We start from the raw sequence: 18,016 nt of genomic DNA, 5'->3' as shown, positions 1-18,016 counted from the left end.
TCGGTGCTGCAAATCTAAAGGCACAGCGGGCATAGGTGCCCGAAAGGCCGCATATTCTAAGGAATATCCGGACTTTTGCAAATGACTTTTTCCGGCGGCCTTTCAGTCGCCATCAAGATTTGCTATAGAGCCGTCGTTGAAAACGGCCAGTCAGCTCCCGCCAAGTGCGGGTTTGCTGGAGATCCCACGTCCATGTGGGGCTGCGTCGACATCGCTGCCGACGCGGATTCTTTACATTCTCGGCATGCCGCCGCCGGGCAACATACCGCCCATGCCGCGCATCATTTTGGCCATCCCGCCTTTCGCGGAGAACTTCTTCATCATCTTCTGCATCTGCTTGTGCTGCTTGATCAAGCGACCGATATCCTGCACCTGAGTGCCGGAACCCATGGCGATCCGGCGTTTGCGCGAACCGCTGATCATCTCAGGGTCGCGGCGCTCGGCCGGGGTCATGGAATTGATGATGGCTTCCATCTGCTTGAATTGTTTCTCTGCCGCGCCTTGGGCGTTGCCCATCTGCGCCAGGTTCATACCGGGCATGTTTGGCAGTTTGTCCATGAGGCCGCCGAGGCCGCCCATGTTTTTCATCTGTTGCAGCTGATCGCGGAAGTCTTCGAGGTCGAAGCCCTTGCCCTTCTTCAGCTTCTTGGCCAGTTTGTCGGCCTTGTCTTTGTCGAGGGTCTGCTCGGCCTGCTCGATCAGGCTGAGTACGTCGCCCATACCGAGGATGCGCGAAGCAATACGCTCCGGGTGGAACGGCTCGAGCGCGTCGCTCTTCTCGCCCATACCGATGAACTTGATCGGCTTGCCGGTGATAGCACGCACCGACAGCGCGGCACCGCCACGGGCATCGCCGTCGACCTTGGTCAGGATCACACCGGTCAGCGGCAGCGCGTCGCCAAAGGCCTTGGCCGTGTTGGCGGCGTCCTGACCGGTCATGGCGTCGACCACGAACAGGGTTTCGACCGGGTTGATCGCGGCATGCAGCGCCTTGATCTCGCCCATCATCTCTTCATCGATGTGCAGGCGACCGGCGGTATCGACGATTACCACGTCGATGAATTTCAGTTTTGCTTCTTTAATAGCCGCTTGCGCGATGTCGACCGGCTTCTGGCTCAGGTCGGACGGGAAGAAGGTAACGCCGACTTCACCCGCGAGCATTTCCAGCTGCTTGATCGCTGCCGGACGGTAAACGTCCGCAGATACGACCATGACCGACTTCTTCTTGCGCTCTTTAAGGAAGCGCGCGAGTTTGCCGGCGGTGGTGGTTTTACCGGCACCCTGCAAACCGGCCATCAGCACGACGGCAGGAGGAACGGCGCTCAGGTTCAAGTCTTCGTTGGCCGCGCCCATCAGGCTTTCGAGTTCGGCCTGGACGATCTTCACGAAGGCCTGGCCCGGCGTCAGGCTGCGCGACACCTCAGTGCCGACGGCGCGTTCCTTGACCGAATTGACGAAGTCCTTGACGACCGGCAAGGCGACGTCAGCTTCGAGCAACGCCATGCGCACTTCGCGCAGGGTGTCTTTGATGTTGTCTTCGGTCAGCTTGGCCTTGCCGGTGACATGGCGCAGCGTCTGCGAGAGACGGTCGGTTAAGTTTTCAAACATTGCGCGATCCTTTCAGGCCCTGTGTAGACCGGGATAATGGCGGCCCAGACCGGAATAAACATGTGCTCGGCGAGCCTGCGGCGTGGGCAGGTCGCGGATTATAGCGAAGACTGCGTCTGGCGGACACCTCGTCGTCAGCTTGCATGGTCTTTCGTGCTGCGGGGGTTCTATGCCAAACTCAGCGCCTTTCGGGCTTGCCTAACAGGATTTATGCTCCCCTTGTCACCCAGTTTGCTAGCTACCCTCGCCGCCGCCTGCTTATATGCCGCTGCGACCCTCTATCAGGGCACTCGCCTGGCCACCGGTGCCAAGGCGAACAAACGCCTGCTGGTCACGCTCGGCGTGCTCGCCGTGCTGGCTCATAGCGCCAGTCTGTTCACTCACCTGCTGACACCGATTGGCCTGGGCCTGGATTTTTTCAGCGCCGCCAGCCTGATTGCCGCGGCGGTGATTGCCCTGACCCTGCTGGCCTGCTCGCGGATCCCGGTGGAAAACCTGCTTGTATTGCTGTTCCCGCTCGGCGCCGCCACCGTGCTGCTCGCGCAGTTCACCCCCGCCGGCACAGTGCAGATCATCGACGAAGAACCGGGCATCCTCGCCCATATCCTGCTGTCGATCCTCGCCTACGGCATGTTCACCATCGCGGTATTCCAGGCGTTGCTGCTGCTGGTTCAAGACCATCAGCTCAAGCACAAACACCCGTCGGGCCTGATCAAGAACTTCCCGCCGCTGCAAACCATGGAAAGCCTGCTGTTCGGTTTCCTCTGGGCCGGCTGGACCCTGCTGTCGCTGTCGCTGATCTCCGGCTGGCTGTTCGTCGACAACCTGTTCGCCCAGCACCTGGTGCACAAAACCTTGCTGGCCTGCATCGCCTGGATCGTCTTCAGCGTGCTGCTCTGGGGCCGTAACCGCCTCGGCTGGCGCGGACACAAGGCCATTCGCTGGACCCTCGCCGGTTTCTGCCTGCTGATGCTGGCCTATTTCGGCAGTAAGCTGGTTCGTGAATACATCCTGCATATCTGACGGGCGGCATTAATGGACGACTTGCCCATAGGGCCGATGCTCGCGGTAGTGGCCCTGCTGATTTTATGGTCGGGGCTATTTACCGCCATCGAAGCTGCGCAACAGTACTTGCTCGCCCAGCGGACAGCTTCGCGCTCGAGCGACAAGCCGGTGGCAAAGCTGAGCTTTTCACTCAATAGCCTGATCCTCTGCAACACCCTGTGCCGCGCACTGGTCGTGGTCATCAGCACCTTGCTGGCGATTTTTATCTGGGCGGAAAACGGTCCATGGGTGGCCTGCCTGGGGGCTGGCGCCGTGCTTCTGGTGTTCGCCGACTACCTGCCGCGCACTCTCGCCGTCCGTTATCCGGACGCCGTCCTGGCCCTGGGTAACACCTTGCTTGGCGCGCCACTGAAAATCATCTATCCCGCCGCCTGGTTGCTCAATGGCATAAGCCAGCTGCTGATGCGACCGTTCGCCCGCAAAGTCAAAGTGGTGCAGCAGAGCGAAGACGAGGCCCCGAACGATCGGCATGACGATCACGAACATGCCGTCTGCCGCCCACACCCGCTGTCAGGCATCCATGCGCTGGACAACATCACGGTCAATGACATTCTGGTGCCGCGCAGTGACGTCGACGGGGTCAATCTGGACGACTCCCTCGAAGAAATCATTGAGCAGCTTCGCGCCAATAAACGCACGCGTTTGCCGGTTTTCCACAGCGACATCAATCAGGTCGAGGCGGTGCTCAATACCCGGCAGATCCGCCATCTGCTGTCCGACGCCAGTCTGACCCGAGAAGTACTGCTGGCAGCCTGTCACGACCCCTACTTCGTGCCGGAAAGCACCCCGCTGCAACTGCAGCTGTTGAATTTCCACAAACAACAGCGACGCCTGGGCATCGTGGTCGACGAGTACGGCGAAGTGCTCGGTGTCGTGACGCTGGAAGACATTCTCGAAGAAATCGTCGGCGAGTTCGAAAGCCAGCACAGCCTGGATAACCCGCACATCCATCCACAGGCCGATGGCCGCCTGGTGATCGAAGGGGCGGCGTCGATTCGCGAATTGAACAAAAGCCTGGGCTGGCACTTGCCAAGCGACGGCCCGAAAACCCTCAACGGGTTGGTGACCGAGGCGCTGGAGACGATTCCGGAAAGTGCGGTATGCCTGAAGATCGGGCGTTATCGGCTGGAGATTCTGGAGACCGAGGATAATCGCGTCAGCCGGGTGTTGATCTGGCATACCAGCTTGGTTCCGGCAGCAATCTAAACCGTGGCACCTCCCCTGTGGTGCGGGGATTTATCTGTGACGAGGGGTTTATCTGTGGCGAGGGGATTTATCCCCGTTGGGCTGCGAAGCGGCCCCAAGACTTCAAGTGAGGTTTGTCAGATAAAATCCAGTTGCAGATATTTTGGCGCTGCTTCGCAACGCAACGGGGATAAATCCCCTCGCCACAACTGCATTGCCAGCCTTATCCACTTGTTGTCATCGCCAGCGCTTGGCCTCTTGTTTGATCGTTAGCCTCCTTCCTATAATCGAGCCGCTTACCCAAGCCCCGCCATACCCCCGTGCTACCCGCACCCCGCATCAAACCCACATCCCTGGGTGTTCGACCATAATAATTCGCTCCACTGGGGCACATGACTGTCAGGGATAACCGCATGACGACCAGCACGACTTATAACGACACCACGCCTGCGCAACCGACGAACTCCGCCACCCGCGTGGCGACCGCGAGTTTCATCGGCACCGCCATCGAGTTCTACGACTTCTACGTCTATGCCACTGCCGCTGCGCTGGTGATCGGTCCGGTATTTTTTCCGCAAACGTCCGGCACGGCCCAGATGCTGTCGGCGTTTCTCACCTTCGGCATCGCCTTCCTGGCTCGACCGCTGGGATCGGCGCTTTTCGGCCACTTCGGTGACCGTATCGGGCGCAAATCGACGTTGGTTGCCTCGCTGCTGCTGATGGGCGTATGTACCACGCTGATTGGCGTGCTACCGGGTTACGACAGCATCGGGGCTTGGGCGCCGATCCTGCTTTGCGTGCTGCGCTTCGGCCAGGGGCTGGGTCTCGGCGGTGAATGGGGCGGCGCAGCGTTGCTGGCGACGGAAAATGCGCCGAAGGGCAAACGTGCCTGGTTCGGCATGTTCCCGCAGCTTGGCCCGTCGATCGGCTTCCTCGCGGCCAACGGCCTGTTTCTGACATTGGCAATGACCCTGAACGACGAACAGTTCCGCTCGTGGGGCTGGCGGATTCCGTTCCTGCTCAGTGCCGCGCTGGTGATGGTCGGCCTGTATGTGCGCCTCAAGCTTCACGAAACCCCGGTGTTTGCCAACGCAATGGCTCGCCAGGAGCGGGTGAAGATTCCGCTGGTCGAACTGTTCAGCCAATACTGGGCGCCGATGTTGCTGGGTGCCGGGGCGATGGTGGTGTGCTACGCGCTGTTCTATATCTCGACGGTGTTTTCGCTGAGTTATGGTGTATCGACGCTCGGCTACACCCGCGAAACCTTCCTCGCGCTGCTGTGCTTCGCCGTGCTGTTCATGGCCGCCGCTACACCGCTGTCGGCCTGGGCCAGCGATCGTTACGGGCGCAAACCGGTGCTGATCATCGGTGGTGTGCTGGCGATTCTGTCCGGCTTCCTGATGGAGCCGCTGTTGACCCAAGGTTCGACCTGGGGCGTGGCGCTGTTCCTGTGCATCGAGCTGTTTCTGATGGGCGTGACGTTTGCGCCGATGGGCGCGCTGCTGCCAGAGCTGTTTCCGACTCACGTGCGTTATACCGGTGCGTCGGCGGCCTACAACCTGGGCGGCATTGTCGGGGCCTCGGCGGCGCCGTTCTTCGCACAGAAGCTGGTGGCGATGGGCGGTTGGAGTTATGTCGGCGGGTATGTGTCGGGGGCGGCGGTGCTGAGCTTGATAGCTGTGCTGTGCCTGAAGGAGACGCGCAATAACGATCTGAATCAGGTTGCCTGAATCAGAAGCATCGCCAGCAGGCTGGCTCCCACATGGAAACTGGGTGTACACAAAATCTGTGACCAACCAAAAACCCCGTGGGAGCTAGCCTGCTAGCGATAGGCGCGCCTCGGTTACAGCTCTACAACAACAGCCTGAGAGGCGCGGATCGCTTTAGCGCGAGCCGCGTCAATAGACTCATCACGCGCCAACGCCACACCCATCCGACGCTGCCCATTGACCTCAGGCTTGCCGAACAGACGCAACGCCGTGTCCGGTTCGCTCAACGCAGCACCGAGATTGGCGAAAGCCGTCTGGGTCGACTGCCCTTCCACCAGAATCACCGCCGAAGCCGATGGACCGAACTGACGGATCAACGGAATCGGCAGGCCCAGAATGGCCCGTGCGTGCAGCGCGAACTGCGACAGGTCCTGGGAAATCAACGTCACCAGACCGGTGTCATGTGGACGCGGCGAGACTTCGCTGAACCAGACTTGATCGCCTTTGATGAACAGCTCAACACCAAACAGACCACGGCCACCCAAGGCTTCAGTGACGGCTTTGGCAACGCGCTCGGATTCGGCCAGGGCAATCGGGCTCATGGCTTGTGGCTGCCAGGATTCCTGATAGTCGCCCTTCTCCTGACGGTGACCGACTGGCGCGCAGAACGTAGTGCCGCCGACGTGACGCACGGTCAACAGGGTGATTTCGTAGTCGAAGTCGATAAAGCCTTCGATGATCACGCGGCCTTTACCGGCACGGCCGCCTTCTTGAGCGTAATCCCAAGCCGTTTTCACATCATCGACGCTACGCAGCAGGCTCTGGCCTTTACCCGAGGAACTCATGACGGGCTTGACCACGCACGGGAAGCCCAGGTCCTGAACGGCCTTGCTGTAATCCTCGAAGGTGTCGGCGAAGTGGTACGGCGAGGTCGGCAGGTCCAGCTCTTCAGCGGCCAGGCGACGGATGCCTTCACGGTTCATGGTCAGCTGCGCGGCGCGAGCGGTCGGGATCACGGTGAAGCCTTCGGCTTCCAGTTCCACGAGGGTCGCGGTGGCAATGGCTTCGATTTCCGGCACGATGAAATGCGGCTTTTCGGCTTCGATCACCGCACGCAGGGCGGCGCCGTCGAGCATGTTGATCACATGGCTGCGATGGGCTACTTGCATGGCCGGGGCATTGGCGTAGCGATCCACGGCAATCACTTCAACGCCCAGGCGTTGCAGCTCGATCACCACTTCCTTGCCCAACTCGCCACAGCCACACAGCAATACGCGGGTCGCGGTTGGCGACAATGGAGTTCCGATACGGGTCATCTCAGGTCCTCAAGAAGCGGATCATCGAGGGTCGCTGCGTCTGGCGCGCTTCCCATGGGGAGAAAGCGCGGCATTTTACATGAACCGAGGGGTTTGGCTTCAGCTGACGACGGCCTGCTTGCGCAAGCGCCAGGCCATGATCAGCCACACGGCGGTCACGCCCGCGAACTTCGAGCCCATGGCGGTGAGAACTACGCCCGGGGTGAACGCATCGATCATGCCGAAGAAAATGAAGGTATCGAGAGGAATGCTCAGGGCCGAACTTATCCACAGGCGGTCATGCAAGGGACGCTTGGTGATGCTGAACACCAGCCAATCGATGCATTCGGACACCGCGAACGCCGTGGCGCTGGCCAGCGCGATGGACGGATCGGACGTCACATAGGACAACACCAGCGCTGCCAGCATCGCCGCGATCGCGCCATGGCCGAAACGGATTTGCACCATGTCGCGCAAAACGAACACCAAACCACCCCAGGCTGACCAGATGATGTCCAGGTGCGGAGCGGTGGAAAAGGCGTAGTTGATCAGCACGACGCTGCTGATATAAGCGATCAGGAAGAACATGAGGCGGCGGGACCTGTCAATTTGGCGCACAGGTTACTTCAGGGGGTGGGGGTGGGCCAAGGAAGGGGTGGTGGTCGTTCGAGTTTTTTGCTGGATTCAGGAGCCACCCCTCACCCCAGCCCTCTCCCCACGGGGGAGAGGGGAAAGGGAGCCGATCGGGGACGTTTCAAAACCTGAGTCCGACTCGATATTTCAGGTCGATGTAGCTCAAAAGAACGATCTGGTCAGTCCCCTCGCTCCTCGGGGAGAGGGTTAGGGTGAGGGTGAGGGGGTGGATTTCGAAGGCAACATCCAGAGCAGACCACTCGATTTGGCCCGCTCATGACACAACCCCAACACCTTGCGGCGCTCTTCGTTGTCCATCCGGCTCCAGCGCGTGATCTCTTCCACCGTGCGCTGACACCCGGTGCAAATGTCATCGTCGTCCAACGCGCAAATGTTCACGCAGGGCGATAGTACCGGCCGTTCAGGGGCGCTCATTCTTCCTGCTCAAACAGATCGCGGGCATAGCGCTGCGAGTTATGCACATAGTGACGGGCGCTGGCCTCCAGCATTTTTTTCTGCGGCTCGGTCAGTTCGCGCACCACTTTGCCGGGGGAGCCCATGACCAGCGAACCGTCCGGAATCTCCTTGCCCTCACCGATCAGCGAATTGGCACCGATGATGCAGTTCTTGCCGATTTTCGCGCCATTGAGGATCACCGCGTTAATCCCGATCAAGCTGTAATCGCCCACCGTGCAGCCATGAAGCATGGCGTTATGGCCGATGGTCACGCCGGTGCCGATCGTCAGCGGGTAGCCCATGTCGGTGTGCATCACCGTGCCGTCCTGGACGTTGCTGTTCTTGCCGATCAGGATCAGCTCGTTGTCGCCACGCAGCACAGCGTTGAACCAGACGTTGGCGCCCTCTTCCAGTTTGACCTTCCCCACCAGCACGGCATTGGGTGCGACCCAGCTCTGCGGGTGGGTTTCGACGCGGGCGTCGCCCAGGCGATATTTCATCTTATTGTCCTCAAGGCCAGGCACTCACGTGCAAAAACCGGGGTTCACGCCATACGGGCGATGGCTTCAGGTATTGATAAACGTCCTGGGTGGCTGGTGCAGGCTGATTTTGGCGTCATAGAGCAGGTTGATCAACTCGACGATCATAATCGCCGTCAGACCCCAAATTTTGTACTCGCCATAACGATAGCTCGGCACGTACCAACTGCGACCCTGGTAATCGATGCGATGGGTGTGTTCACGCGGGTCCTTGCGGAAGAACTCCAGCGGTACGCTAAACACCGCGGCAATCTCGGCATCGTTGGCCCGATACTCGACAAAGTCTGGAATCACACCGACGTAGGGTGTGACCTTGATGCCGTGCAGGGAGATCAACGGGCTCAGCGGGCCGATCACTTCGACCAGCCCCGGCGGCAGGCCGATTTCTTCTTCGGCTTCGCGCAGGGCGGTGAAAATCAGGTCGGGGTCTTCGGGGTCGCGCCGCCCGCCGGGAAAGGCAACTTCGCCGCCATGGGTCGAGAGCCCACTGGCGCGCAGGGTCAGAACCAGTTCCGGTTCGTCACTGCGAGTGATGGGCACCAGTACCGCGGCTTCAGGGAAACGCTTGTCGGTTTCCAGTGTGCCAGGGGTGTGGTTGCTTACTCGATGCAGTAGCTCGTCCAGCATGAGTCTTCTCGATTTGTTCTCTATCTCGCATCATGCACCAATCGAACCGACCGCCCAACCCCATAACCACTGCATGTCGCTAAACGACAACTTGCCGACAGACACCGCCGCACGCCAAGATAGGCGCAGCATTCAGGAACCCAAGCATGAAATTTTGCAGTCAGTGCGGCAACCCGGTGACCCAGCGCATTCCAGAGGGCGATTCGCGCCTGCGTTTTGTCTGTGACAGCTGTCAGGCGATTCACTACCAGAACCCCAATATCGTCGCCGGTTGCGTCGCGACCTGGGGCTCCAAGGTCTTGTTGTGCCGACGCGCCATCGAGCCTCGGCTCGGTTATTGGACCCTGCCCGCCGGTTTCATGGAAAACGGTGAAACCATCGAGCAGGCGGCCATTCGCGAGACGGCCGAAGAAGCCTGCGCGCGGGTGCGTAACCTGACCATCTATACGTTGATCGACGTACCGCACATCAGCCAGGTGCATGTGTTCTTCCGCGCCGAGCTGGTGGACCTGGACTTTTGCGCCGGTCCCGAGAGCCTGGAAGTAGCGCTTTTCGAAGAAGCCGACATCCCTTGGTCCGACCTGGCTTTCCGCACGGTGGGCCGTACCTTAGAATGCTTCTTCGCTGACCGGCGGACCGAGGTCTTCCCCGTACGGTCCGAATCGATCCCGCCGCTTGCTCAGCCTGCCAACACATAAAGCTCCTGGCTCTAAAATCACCTATAACTTAATAGTCGCGACACCTTTTAGGGATATCGTTTCAATGCGCTGGTTGCTTGCCCTGTTTTGCTTGGCGTTCGTCGCTATCTCCCAGGCTTCCGTTGCGGAAACGCTGGACGGCAAAGTCATCGAAAAAGTTCTGGTGCTCAAGTCCGCCCACCAATTGCAATTGATCAATGATGGCAAGCCAATCAAGACCTATCGCATTTCCTTGGGCAAACGCCCCAAGGGGCCGAAGCTGATGGAAGGCGACAAACGCACGCCTGAAGGTTTCTATTGGCTGGACTGGCGCAAGGTCAGCGATAAATTCAATCTGGCGATGCACATCTCCTACCCGAACATCAGTGACTCCGCGCGCTCCCGGCGAGAAGGCGTCGAACCCGGCAGCATGATCATGATCCACGGCACCCCGGATACCGAAGAAAACCCCGAAGACCTGTTCCACACACTGGACTGGACCGACGGCTGCATCGCCATGCGCAACATGGACATGCGCGAGGTTTGGGGTTTGGTGCCGGACGGCACGATGATCGAAATCCGCCCGTAACCCCCCCCGCAAATTAGCTACCGCTGGTCGCTCCTCGAAAAATAAAATCAAAAGATCGCAGCCTTCGACAGCTCCTACCGGGTAGATACCAATTTCACCCGTATGAGCTGCCGAAGGCTGCGATCTTTGCTGTTGAAACCCCCACCTCTAATACCAGTTAAAACCTACAACCCTTCAGCCTACCCAATTGGGCAGGCCTTCTCGCGCCCAGAGCAAAGTACTGGCATTGACATGGTATTTAAGTGGTATTAGGTTTCGTCCCACTACCGGGCGACATCAATCCTATATCCGCATCGGACCGAACCTACATGAATGACCTCCAGGCCCTACGCCCTGACGACACCCAGCCCACGCCGTTGTACCTGCAACTGGCGCGCAATCTGGAAGCGGCGATCCATGCCGGCCAATGGAAAGCCGAACAGGCGATGCCGTCGGAGCGCAACCTCAGCGAAATGCTGGGCATCTCCCGCGTCACCGCCCGCAAGGCGCTGGAAGTTCTGTTCGAGCAAGGTCTGATCCGCCGCAACCAGGGTTCCGGCACCTTTATCACCCCGCGCCTGGAACAACCGCTGTCGCGTCTCTCCGGTTTCAGCGAGATGCTGCGGTTGAAGGGCTTCGTCCCCGGCTCGCAATGGCTGGAGCGTGAAATCACGCCGCCGACCCACGAAGAACTGATCCGCCTGGGCCTCTCGCCGAACGACAAGGTCGCGCGGCTCAAACGCCTGCGTAAAGCAGACGACACGGTGATGGCGATCGAGATGAGCACCCTGCCCGCCTCGATCATTCCCAAGCCACAAGCCGTGGGCGACTCCCTGTACGAATACCTCGACGGCATCGGCAAGCCGATCGTCCGCGCCCTGCAGCACATTCAGGCGATCAACGCCTCGGACGAATTCGCCGCCCTGGTGGGCATCGCCCCCGGCACCGCCATGCTGCTGATGACCCGGGTCGGTTACCTGGAAGACAACACACCAATCGAAGTCACCGACACCTACTGCCGCAACGACTACTACGACTTTGTTGCAGAGCTTCGTAGATAAAAAGCTTCGTCGATAAACCCGCTTCACCGCCAAAGAACCGAGAACCGATCATGTCCGAAGACAACATCCTCACCGCCCGCGGCTGGGTTCGCGGCCGACTGACTCACGAACACGGTAAGGTCGTGTCGATCGAAGGCCTACCGTGCGATCCCGCCGACAACGACCTGCCTTACCTGCTGCCAGGCTTCATCGACCTGCACGTTCACGGCGGCGGCGGCAAAGACATCATGGAAGGTGCGCCAGCCTTCGAGACCATCACCAAAACCCACGTGCGTTTCGGCACCACGTCGCTGCTGGCAACCACCATGACCGCGCCGCCGGAAGAAATTTCCAGCGTGCTCAAAGCCGTCGGCGAATATTGCGAACAGCGCCCGAAAGGCAGCGCCCGAGTCCTCGGCGTGCACCTCGAAGGCCCGTACATCAACCCCGGCAAACTCGGCGCCCAACCGAATTTCGCCCACACCGCGTTGATGGCCGAAGTCGAAGAATACCTGGCACTGGCACCGATCCGGGTGATCACCATCGCCCCGGAAATCGCCGGCCACGATGCGTTGATCCGTGACCTCAGCGCTCGGGGCGTGCGCATGCAAATCGGCCACACCCTCGGCAGTTACGAGGAAGGCGTTGCCGCGCTGAACGCCGGCGCCAGCAGTTTCACCCACCTCTACAACGCCATGAGCCCGCTGCATCACCGCGAGCCGGGCATCGTCGGCGCGGCGCTCGCTCACGCCAAATACGCGGAGCTGATTCCTGATTTGCTGCATGTACACCCCGGCGCCATCCATGTGGCCCTGCGCTCGATCCCTTGCCTGTATTGCGTCACCGACTCCACCGCCGCCGCCGGCATGCCCGACGGTGAATACAAGCTCGGCAGCCACACGGTGACCAAATGCCTGGGCGGTGTGCGCTTACCCGACGGCACGCTGGCCGGCAGCACGCTGACCATGGATCAGGCCCTGCGCAATCTGGTGAAGATCGGTTTGCCGATCGCCGAGGCCTCGCAACGCCTTTCGCAATTCCCCGCCGACTACCTCGGCCTCAACGAACGCGGGCGCCTGCAACCCGGCAGCTGGGCCGACTGCGTGCGGCTCGATCGCTCACTCACACTGACCGCCGTCATGGTCGAAGGAGAAGACATTGACTTCAAAAATGCTTGAAGAGGCGCTGTCCTCATTCGAGGCCGTGCAAACCCAATTGCAGCAACTCGACCCGCAGATGATCGAGATCGCCGGGCGCCTGCGCCGTCAGCCGCCGCAAGTGGCGATGACCGTCGCTCGCGGCAGCTCCGATCATGCCGCCAGTTATTTTGCCTACCTGACCATGCAGCAGTTGGGCTTCCCGGTGGCGTCGCTGCCGATGTCGGTGGTGACCATGCTGCAAGCGCCGTTGAAGGTCAGCGGCCAAGTGGCGTTCGCCTTTTCGCAGTCCGGGCAAAGTCCTGATCTGGTGAACAGCATGCGTCTGCTGCGCAAGCGCGGCGCCTTGAGCATCTCGATGGTCAACGCCGAGAGTTCGCCGCTGGAAGCCGCGTGTGAGTTCAGCCTGCCGCTGTGTGCCGGCACCGAAAACAGCGTCGCCGCGACCAAGAGTTTTATCGCCACCCTCAGCGCCAGCGCCCGTCTGATCGCCCATTGGAAAGAGGACGTGGAATTACTGGAGGCCGGCCTCGCGCTGCCGGACGGTTTGCGCGAGGCGGCAAAACAGGACTGGAGCCTGGCCATCGATGCCTTGCGTGATTGCCAGCGCCTGATGGTGATTGGCCGTGGCGCGGGTTTCGCCATCGCCCAGGAAGCTGCGTTGAAATTCAAGGAAACCTCGGCGATCCAGGCCGAAGCCTTCAGCAGCGCCGAGGTCCGTCACGGCCCGATGGCGTTGATCGACGAGAATTATCCACTGCTGATCTTCGCCCCACGCGGTGCCGAGCAGGCCGGTTTGCTGAGCCTTGCCGCCGACATGCGCCAGCGCGGTGCCCGCGTATTGCTGGCCGCGCCGGATGACATTGCCGAACGCGACCTCACCCTGACCCGCGCCGAGCACCCGGCCCTCGACCCGATTCTGGCGATCCAGAGCTTCTACGTCATGGCCGCAGGCCTGGCTGTCGCCCGAGGCATGGACCCGGACCAGCCGCGGCACTTGAGCAAAGTGACGCGCACCTTGTAGGAGCTGAGCTTGCTCGCGATGGCGGCGATTCGATCGCAGATGATGCATCGGATGTACCGACGTCATCGCGAGCAAGCTCGGCTCCTACACGGGGTGAGGTGATCCGAACCGTAGTTTTTTACTGATGAGACCGAGCCATGCACAACAATAATAAAGAGCTGACCCTCAGCGCCCCGCTCAGCGGCCCGGTGCTCACGCTCGCCAAAGTCCCGGACCCGGTGTTCGCCAGCGGCGCCATGGGCGACGGGATCGCCATCGACCCGCTGAACGACACCCTCCACGCCCCGTGCGCCGGCATCGTGGTACACGTCGCGCGCACCGGCCACGCCGTCACCTTGCGTGCCGACAATGGCGCCGAATTGCTCCTGCATCTGGGCCTCGACACCGTCGAGCTGCAGGGCGAAGGCTTCTCGATGCTGGTCAAGGAAGGGGCGCGGGTCAGCAACGGCCAACCGTTGTTGCGCTATGACCTGGACAAGGTCGCGCAGCAGTGCAAAAGCCTGGTCAGCCTGATGATCCTGACCAACAGCCAGGACTTTCAGGCGCGGCCGATCACGCTGAAGTCGGTGAAAGTTGGCGAGCCATTGCTGCACATCATTCGTCGCCACGCAGCTGGAGCGCAGGCTGAAGCGGAGCTGTCCGGGGAAGAAATTGTCGGCCACATTCGCATCGCCCATCGCGGCGGGCTGCATGCTCGTCCGGCAGCGCTGATTCGTCAGACCGCGCAAGGCTTCAAGAGCAAATCGCAGCTGCATTTCGCTGGCAAATCGGCGACCTGCGACAGCTTGATCGGGCTGATGGGTTTGGCCGTTGGCGAACAGGACGAGGTTCAGGTCAGCTGCCAGGGCCCGGACGCCGAAGCGGCGTTGCAAGCGTTGCTGATCGCGTTATCCACAGCGCTGGCCGAAGACAGCCACGCCGCCGCGCCGACATCGATTGCCCGACGCACTCGAGCTGCCGAAGCAGGCGTGCTGCACGGCGTCTGCGCCGCTCCAGGTTTGGTTGGCGGGCCGTTGTTCCGCTTGAACGCAATCAGCCTGCCGGTGGACGCCGGCAACCATGATCCCGAGCAACAACTGCAAACCCTCGACACCGCGCTGACCGTCGTACGCAGTGAAATCGACCACACGCTGGCACAAGCCAGGAAACATAAAAACACCGACGAAGAAGCGATCTTCGCCGCGCACCTCGCGCTGCTCGAAGACCCGGCGTTGCTGAACGCTGCGAACACTTCCATCGACCAGGGCATGGCCGCGACCCACGCCTGGAGCCAATCGATCGAGGTGCAGTGCGAGGTGCTCCAGCAACTCGGCAGCCCGTTGTTGGCCGAACGCGCCAACGATCTGCGCGACCTCAAACAACGCGTGCTGCGCGCCCTGCTCGGCGAAACCTGGCACTACGACGTGCCGGCCGGCGCGATCGTCGCCGCGCATGAATTGACGCCGTCCGATCTGCTGCAACTCAGTCAGCAAGGTGTCGCCGGGTTGTGCATGGCCGAGGGCGGCGCAACGTCTCACGTCGCCATTCTCGCTCGCGGCAAAGGCTTGCCGTGCATGGTTGCGCTGGGTTCTACGCTGTTGGATCAGCAGCAAGGCCAAGCGGTCGTGCTGGATGCCGATGGCGGTCGCCTCGAACTGATGCCAAATGCAGAACGTTTGGCCGAAGTGCATCAGGCGCAACTCGATCATCAACAGCGCCGCGCCAAGCAACAGGCTCAGGCACACACTCCGGCGCTGACGCTCGACGGTTTACAGATTGAGGTCGCCGCCAATGTGGCCTCCAGCGCTGAAGCAGCCGAGGCGTTGGCCAATGGCGCCGACGGCGTCGGCTTGCTGCGTACCGAGTTTCTCTTCGTCGACCGCAACACCGCGCCGGACGAAGAGGAACAGCGCGCTGCTTATCAAGCCGTGCTCGACGCCATGGGCGACAAGTCAGTGATCATCCGCACCATCGACGTTGGCGGCGACAAACAACTCGACTACTTGCCGCTGCCGGCTGAGGCCAATCCGGTGCTCGGCCTGCGCGGTATTCGCCTCGCTCAGGTCCGTCCGGAAATCCTCGATCAGCAATTACGCGCGCTGCTGCATGTCAGCCCATTGTCGCGCTGTCGGATCCTGTTGCCGATGGTCACCGAGGTCGATGAGTTGCTGCACATCCGCCAGCGTCTTGACGCGTTGTGCACTGAACTCGGTGTGCTTGAGCGCCCGGAGCTGGGCGTGATGATCGAAGTCCCCGCCGCCGCGCTGCTGGCCGAGCAGCTTGCAGAGCATGCGGACTTCCTGTCCATCGGCACCAATGACTTGTCGCAATACACCCTGGCCATGGACCGCGACCACGCTGGCCTCGCTTCGCGGGTCGACGCCATGCACCCGGCGCTGCTGAGGTTGATCGCTCAGACCTGCGTCGGTGCTGCGGTGCATAACCGTTGGGTCGGGGTCTGCGGCGCGCTCGCCTCCGATCCGCTGGCGACGCCGGTTTTGATTGGCCTGGGCGTCAGCGAGTTGTCGGTCAGCCCGGTGCAGATCGGTGAAATCAAGGACCGCGTCCGCCACCTGGACGCCGCCGAATGCCGACGCCTCAGCCAGGACTTGCTCAAGTTGAGCAGCGCCAGCGCGGTGCGTCACGCCTGTCACCAGCAATGGCCTCTGAGCTGAACAACTACAAAAAGAATCCAGGGAGATCCGCCATGTACCACTACTTTATCGAAGGCTTGCAGCGCCTCGGCCGCGCACTGATGCTGCCGATCGCGATCCTGCCGATCGCCGGCCTGCTGCTGCGCCTGGGCGACACCGACCTGCTGAACATCGCGATCATCCACGACGCCGGCCAGGTCATCTTCGCCAACCTGGCGATGATCTTCGCCATCGGCATCGCGGTCGGTTTCGCCAAGGACAACAACGGCACCGCAGGCCTCGCCGGAGTCATTGGCTACCTGGTGATGATCTCCACGCTCAAGGTGCTCGACGCGAGCATCAACATGGGCATGCTCGCCGGGATCGTCAGCGGCTTGATGGCCGGCGCGCTGTACAACCGTTTCAAGGACATCAAACTGCCGGAGTACCTGGCGTTCTTTGGCGGCCGGCGCTTCGTGCCGATTGTCACCGGGTTTGCCGCCGTCGGCCTGGGCGTGATCTTCGGCTTGATCTGGCCGCCGATCCAACACGGGATCAACAGCTTCGGCACGTTGATGATGGAAAGCGGCAGCTTCGGCGCGTTCGTCTTTGGCGTTTTCAACCGCCTGCTGATCGTCACCGGGCTGCACCACATCCTCAACAACATGGCGTGGTTCGTCTTCGGCAACTTCACTGACCCGACCACCGGCGCCTTGGTAACTGGCGACCTGTCGCGCTACTTCGCCGGAGACCCAAAGGGTGGCCAGTTCATGACCGGCATGTTCCCGATGATGATCTTCGGCCTGCCCGCCGCTTGCCTGGCGATGTACCGCAACGCTCTGCCGGAACGGCGCAAAGTCATGGGCGGGATCTTCCTGTCGATGGCGTTGACTTCATTTTTGACAGGTGTAACCGAGCCGATCGAGTTCGCCTTCATGTTCCTCGCGCCGCTGCTTTATCTAGTGCATGCGTTGCTGACCGGGCTGTCGATGGCGATCACCAACCTGCTGAATATCCATCTCGGCTTTACGTTTTCCGGTGGTTTGATCGACATGATCCTCGGCTGGGGAAAATCCACCAACGGCTGGCTGATGGTGCCGGTCGGCCTGGCGTATGCGGTGATCTACTACGTGGTGTTTGATTTCTGCATCCGTCGGTTCAACTTGAAGACGCCGGGGCGTGAAGATGCTCTGAATGGCGACAAAGTAGTCATCGCCGAGAATGAACGGGCCGGCGCTTACATCAAGGCGCTGGGCGGTGCGCAGAATTTGATCACCGTGGGTGCGTGCACCACTCGGTTGCGGCTGGACATGGTGGATCGCAACAAGGCAAACGATGCGGAGTTGAAAGCACTGGGTGCGATGGCGGTTGTGCGTCCGGGTAAAGGCGGGAGTTTGCAGGTGGTGGTCGGGCCGATGGCGGACAGCATTGCCGATGAGATTCGCTTGGCGATGCCTGCGTTGGGGCGCGCACTTGTTTCCTCCCCTCCTGCGGTTATCGATGCGCCGAAACCTGCGGCGGTGGCGAATTCAGAAGCACAGCAATGGCTGAACGCTTTGGGTGGCGGCGAGAACGTGTTGCAGATGGATTGCATCGCCATGACCCGGATCCGGTTGCAACTGGCGGATGGCAAGGCGTTGTCGGAATGTGATCTGAAGGCCCTGGGATGTCAGGGTGTCAGCCAGCTGGACGGTGGGGTTTGGCATCTGTTGGTTGGCGACAAGGCATCGAGTTTGAGTGATGCACTGGACGCGCTGGTGAATCGCAGTGAGGTGAGTGCCAAGGTTTAGATTGTTGGTGCCCGACAGGCCGCCTTCGCGA

Annotated in this window: 16 protein-coding genes; 10 read left to right on the top strand and 6 right to left on the bottom strand. The window is 60.9% G+C overall.

What is annotated here, in order from left to right:
- Nucleotides 1–231: 231 nt before the first annotated feature.
- Nucleotides 232–1,608, bottom strand: coding sequence for a signal recognition particle protein (gene ffh / locus ACYZUA_RS08005; RefSeq protein WP_033056394.1), 1,377 nt, complete (start codon nt 1,606–1,608; stop codon nt 232–234).
- Nucleotides 1,609–1,818: 210 nt separating this feature from the next.
- On the opposite strand from ffh, the gene ACYZUA_RS08000 reads away from it, so the two are divergent.
- The 3 genes from ACYZUA_RS08000 (at nt 1,819) to ACYZUA_RS07990 (ending at nt 5,588) form a co-directional block, all read left to right on the top strand.
- A complete protein-coding gene (locus ACYZUA_RS08000; RefSeq protein ID WP_461962673.1) occupies nt 1,819–2,631 on the top strand; it encodes a cytochrome C assembly family protein in 813 nt (270 codons plus the stop codon).
- Nucleotides 2,632–2,643: 12 nt separating this feature from the next.
- Nucleotides 2,644–3,879, top strand: coding sequence for a transporter associated domain-containing protein (locus ACYZUA_RS07995; protein ID WP_461962672.1), 1,236 nt, complete (start codon nt 2,644–2,646; stop codon nt 3,877–3,879).
- A gap of 392 nt (nt 3,880–4,271) precedes the next feature.
- Nucleotides 4,272–5,588, top strand: a complete 1,317-nt coding sequence (locus ACYZUA_RS07990; protein WP_461962671.1) for an MFS transporter — start codon at nt 4,272–4,274, stop codon at nt 5,586–5,588.
- Between the two features lie 113 nt (nt 5,589–5,701).
- Here ACYZUA_RS07990 and purT read toward each other — a convergent pair whose 3' ends face one another.
- The 5 genes from purT to ACYZUA_RS07965 form a co-directional block, all read right to left on the bottom strand.
- Nucleotides 5,702–6,883, bottom strand: coding sequence for a formate-dependent phosphoribosylglycinamide formyltransferase (purT, locus tag ACYZUA_RS07985; protein ID WP_461962670.1), 1,182 nt, complete (start codon nt 6,881–6,883; stop codon nt 5,702–5,704).
- Nucleotides 6,884–6,982: 99 nt separating this feature from the next.
- Complete coding sequence (locus ACYZUA_RS07980) at nt 6,983–7,450, bottom strand: preQ0 transporter (protein ID WP_461962669.1); 468 nt, start codon at nt 7,448–7,450, stop codon at nt 6,983–6,985.
- Nucleotides 7,451–7,702: 252 nt separating this feature from the next.
- Nucleotides 7,703–7,930: a DUF1289 domain-containing protein gene (locus ACYZUA_RS07975; protein ID WP_461962668.1), complete on the bottom strand. Its 228-nt coding sequence runs from the start codon at nt 7,928–7,930 to the stop codon at nt 7,703–7,705.
- On the bottom strand, nt 7,927–8,451 hold the full coding sequence (locus ACYZUA_RS07970) for a gamma carbonic anhydrase family protein (protein ID WP_461962667.1): 525 nt from the start codon (nt 8,449–8,451) through the stop codon (nt 7,927–7,929). Before ACYZUA_RS07970 ends, ACYZUA_RS07975 begins: the two co-directional genes overlap by 4 nt.
- A gap of 66 nt (nt 8,452–8,517) precedes the next feature.
- A complete protein-coding gene (locus tag ACYZUA_RS07965) occupies nt 8,518–9,117 on the bottom strand; it encodes a CoA pyrophosphatase (RefSeq protein WP_461962666.1) in 600 nt (199 codons plus the stop codon).
- A gap of 146 nt (nt 9,118–9,263) precedes the next feature.
- On the opposite strand from ACYZUA_RS07965, the gene ACYZUA_RS07960 reads away from it, so the two are divergent.
- From ACYZUA_RS07960 to nagE, 7 genes are all read left to right on the top strand, one after another.
- The gene (locus ACYZUA_RS07960) at nt 9,264–9,815 is read left to right on the top strand and encodes an NUDIX hydrolase (protein WP_461962665.1); all 552 of its coding nucleotides are present in this window, start codon (nt 9,264–9,266) and stop codon (nt 9,813–9,815) included.
- A gap of 64 nt (nt 9,816–9,879) precedes the next feature.
- Nucleotides 9,880–10,383, top strand: a complete 504-nt coding sequence (locus ACYZUA_RS07955; protein ID WP_461962664.1) for a L,D-transpeptidase family protein — start codon at nt 9,880–9,882, stop codon at nt 10,381–10,383.
- A gap of 308 nt (nt 10,384–10,691) precedes the next feature.
- On the top strand, nt 10,692–11,423 hold the full coding sequence (locus ACYZUA_RS07950) for a GntR family transcriptional regulator (protein ID WP_008151596.1): 732 nt from the start codon (nt 10,692–10,694) through the stop codon (nt 11,421–11,423).
- A 50-nt stretch (nt 11,424–11,473) separates the two neighbouring features.
- A complete protein-coding gene (nagA, locus tag ACYZUA_RS07945; RefSeq protein WP_461962663.1) occupies nt 11,474–12,580 on the top strand; it encodes an N-acetylglucosamine-6-phosphate deacetylase in 1,107 nt (368 codons plus the stop codon).
- Complete coding sequence (locus ACYZUA_RS07940; protein ID WP_461962662.1) at nt 12,561–13,583, top strand: SIS domain-containing protein; 1,023 nt, start codon at nt 12,561–12,563, stop codon at nt 13,581–13,583. Before nagA ends, ACYZUA_RS07940 begins: the two co-directional genes overlap by 20 nt.
- Before the next feature lie 137 nt (nt 13,584–13,720).
- Nucleotides 13,721–16,237, top strand: coding sequence for a phosphoenolpyruvate--protein phosphotransferase (gene ptsP / locus ACYZUA_RS07935; protein ID WP_461962661.1), 2,517 nt, complete (start codon nt 13,721–13,723; stop codon nt 16,235–16,237).
- 32 nt (nt 16,238–16,269) lie between these two features.
- Complete coding sequence (nagE, locus tag ACYZUA_RS07930; RefSeq protein ID WP_461962660.1) at nt 16,270–17,985, top strand: N-acetylglucosamine-specific PTS transporter subunit IIBC; 1,716 nt, start codon at nt 16,270–16,272, stop codon at nt 17,983–17,985.
- Nucleotides 17,986–18,016: the final 31 nt, after the last annotated feature.

The sequence above is a fragment of the Pseudomonas sp. LS2P72 genome (assembly GCF_054897865.1).
The sequence above is the reverse complement of the archived record's forward strand: the minus strand, read 5'-3'. Positions and strand labels throughout refer to the sequence as shown.

Coding starts and splice junctions, on each gene's coding strand:
- ACYZUA_RS07975 (WP_461962668.1), bottom strand. CDS start 7,930: ATGAGCGCCCCTGAACGGCCGGTACTATCGCCCTGCGTGAACATTTGC.
- ACYZUA_RS07965 (WP_461962666.1), bottom strand. CDS start 9,117: ATGCTGGACGAGCTACTGCATCGAGTAAGCAACCACACCCCTGGCACA.
- nagE (WP_461962660.1), top strand. CDS start 16,270: ATGTACCACTACTTTATCGAAGGCTTGCAGCGCCTCGGCCGCGCACTG.
- nagA (WP_461962663.1), top strand. CDS start 11,474: ATGTCCGAAGACAACATCCTCACCGCCCGCGGCTGGGTTCGCGGCCGA.
- ACYZUA_RS07955 (WP_461962664.1), top strand. CDS start 9,880: ATGCGCTGGTTGCTTGCCCTGTTTTGCTTGGCGTTCGTCGCTATCTCC.
- ACYZUA_RS08000 (WP_461962673.1), top strand. CDS start 1,819: ATGCTCCCCTTGTCACCCAGTTTGCTAGCTACCCTCGCCGCCGCCTGC.
- ffh (WP_033056394.1), bottom strand. CDS start 1,608: ATGTTTGAAAACTTAACCGACCGTCTCTCGCAGACGCTGCGCCATGTC.
- ACYZUA_RS07960 (WP_461962665.1), top strand. CDS start 9,264: ATGAAATTTTGCAGTCAGTGCGGCAACCCGGTGACCCAGCGCATTCCA.
- ACYZUA_RS07970 (WP_461962667.1), bottom strand. CDS start 8,451: ATGAAATATCGCCTGGGCGACGCCCGCGTCGAAACCCACCCGCAGAGC.
- purT (WP_461962670.1), bottom strand. CDS start 6,883: ATGACCCGTATCGGAACTCCATTGTCGCCAACCGCGACCCGCGTATTG.
- ACYZUA_RS07950 (WP_008151596.1), top strand. CDS start 10,692: ATGAATGACCTCCAGGCCCTACGCCCTGACGACACCCAGCCCACGCCG.
- ACYZUA_RS07990 (WP_461962671.1), top strand. CDS start 4,272: ATGACGACCAGCACGACTTATAACGACACCACGCCTGCGCAACCGACG.
- ACYZUA_RS07980 (WP_461962669.1), bottom strand. CDS start 7,450: ATGTTCTTCCTGATCGCTTATATCAGCAGCGTCGTGCTGATCAACTAC.
- ACYZUA_RS07995 (WP_461962672.1), top strand. CDS start 2,644: ATGGACGACTTGCCCATAGGGCCGATGCTCGCGGTAGTGGCCCTGCTG.
- ptsP (WP_461962661.1), top strand. CDS start 13,721: ATGCACAACAATAATAAAGAGCTGACCCTCAGCGCCCCGCTCAGCGGC.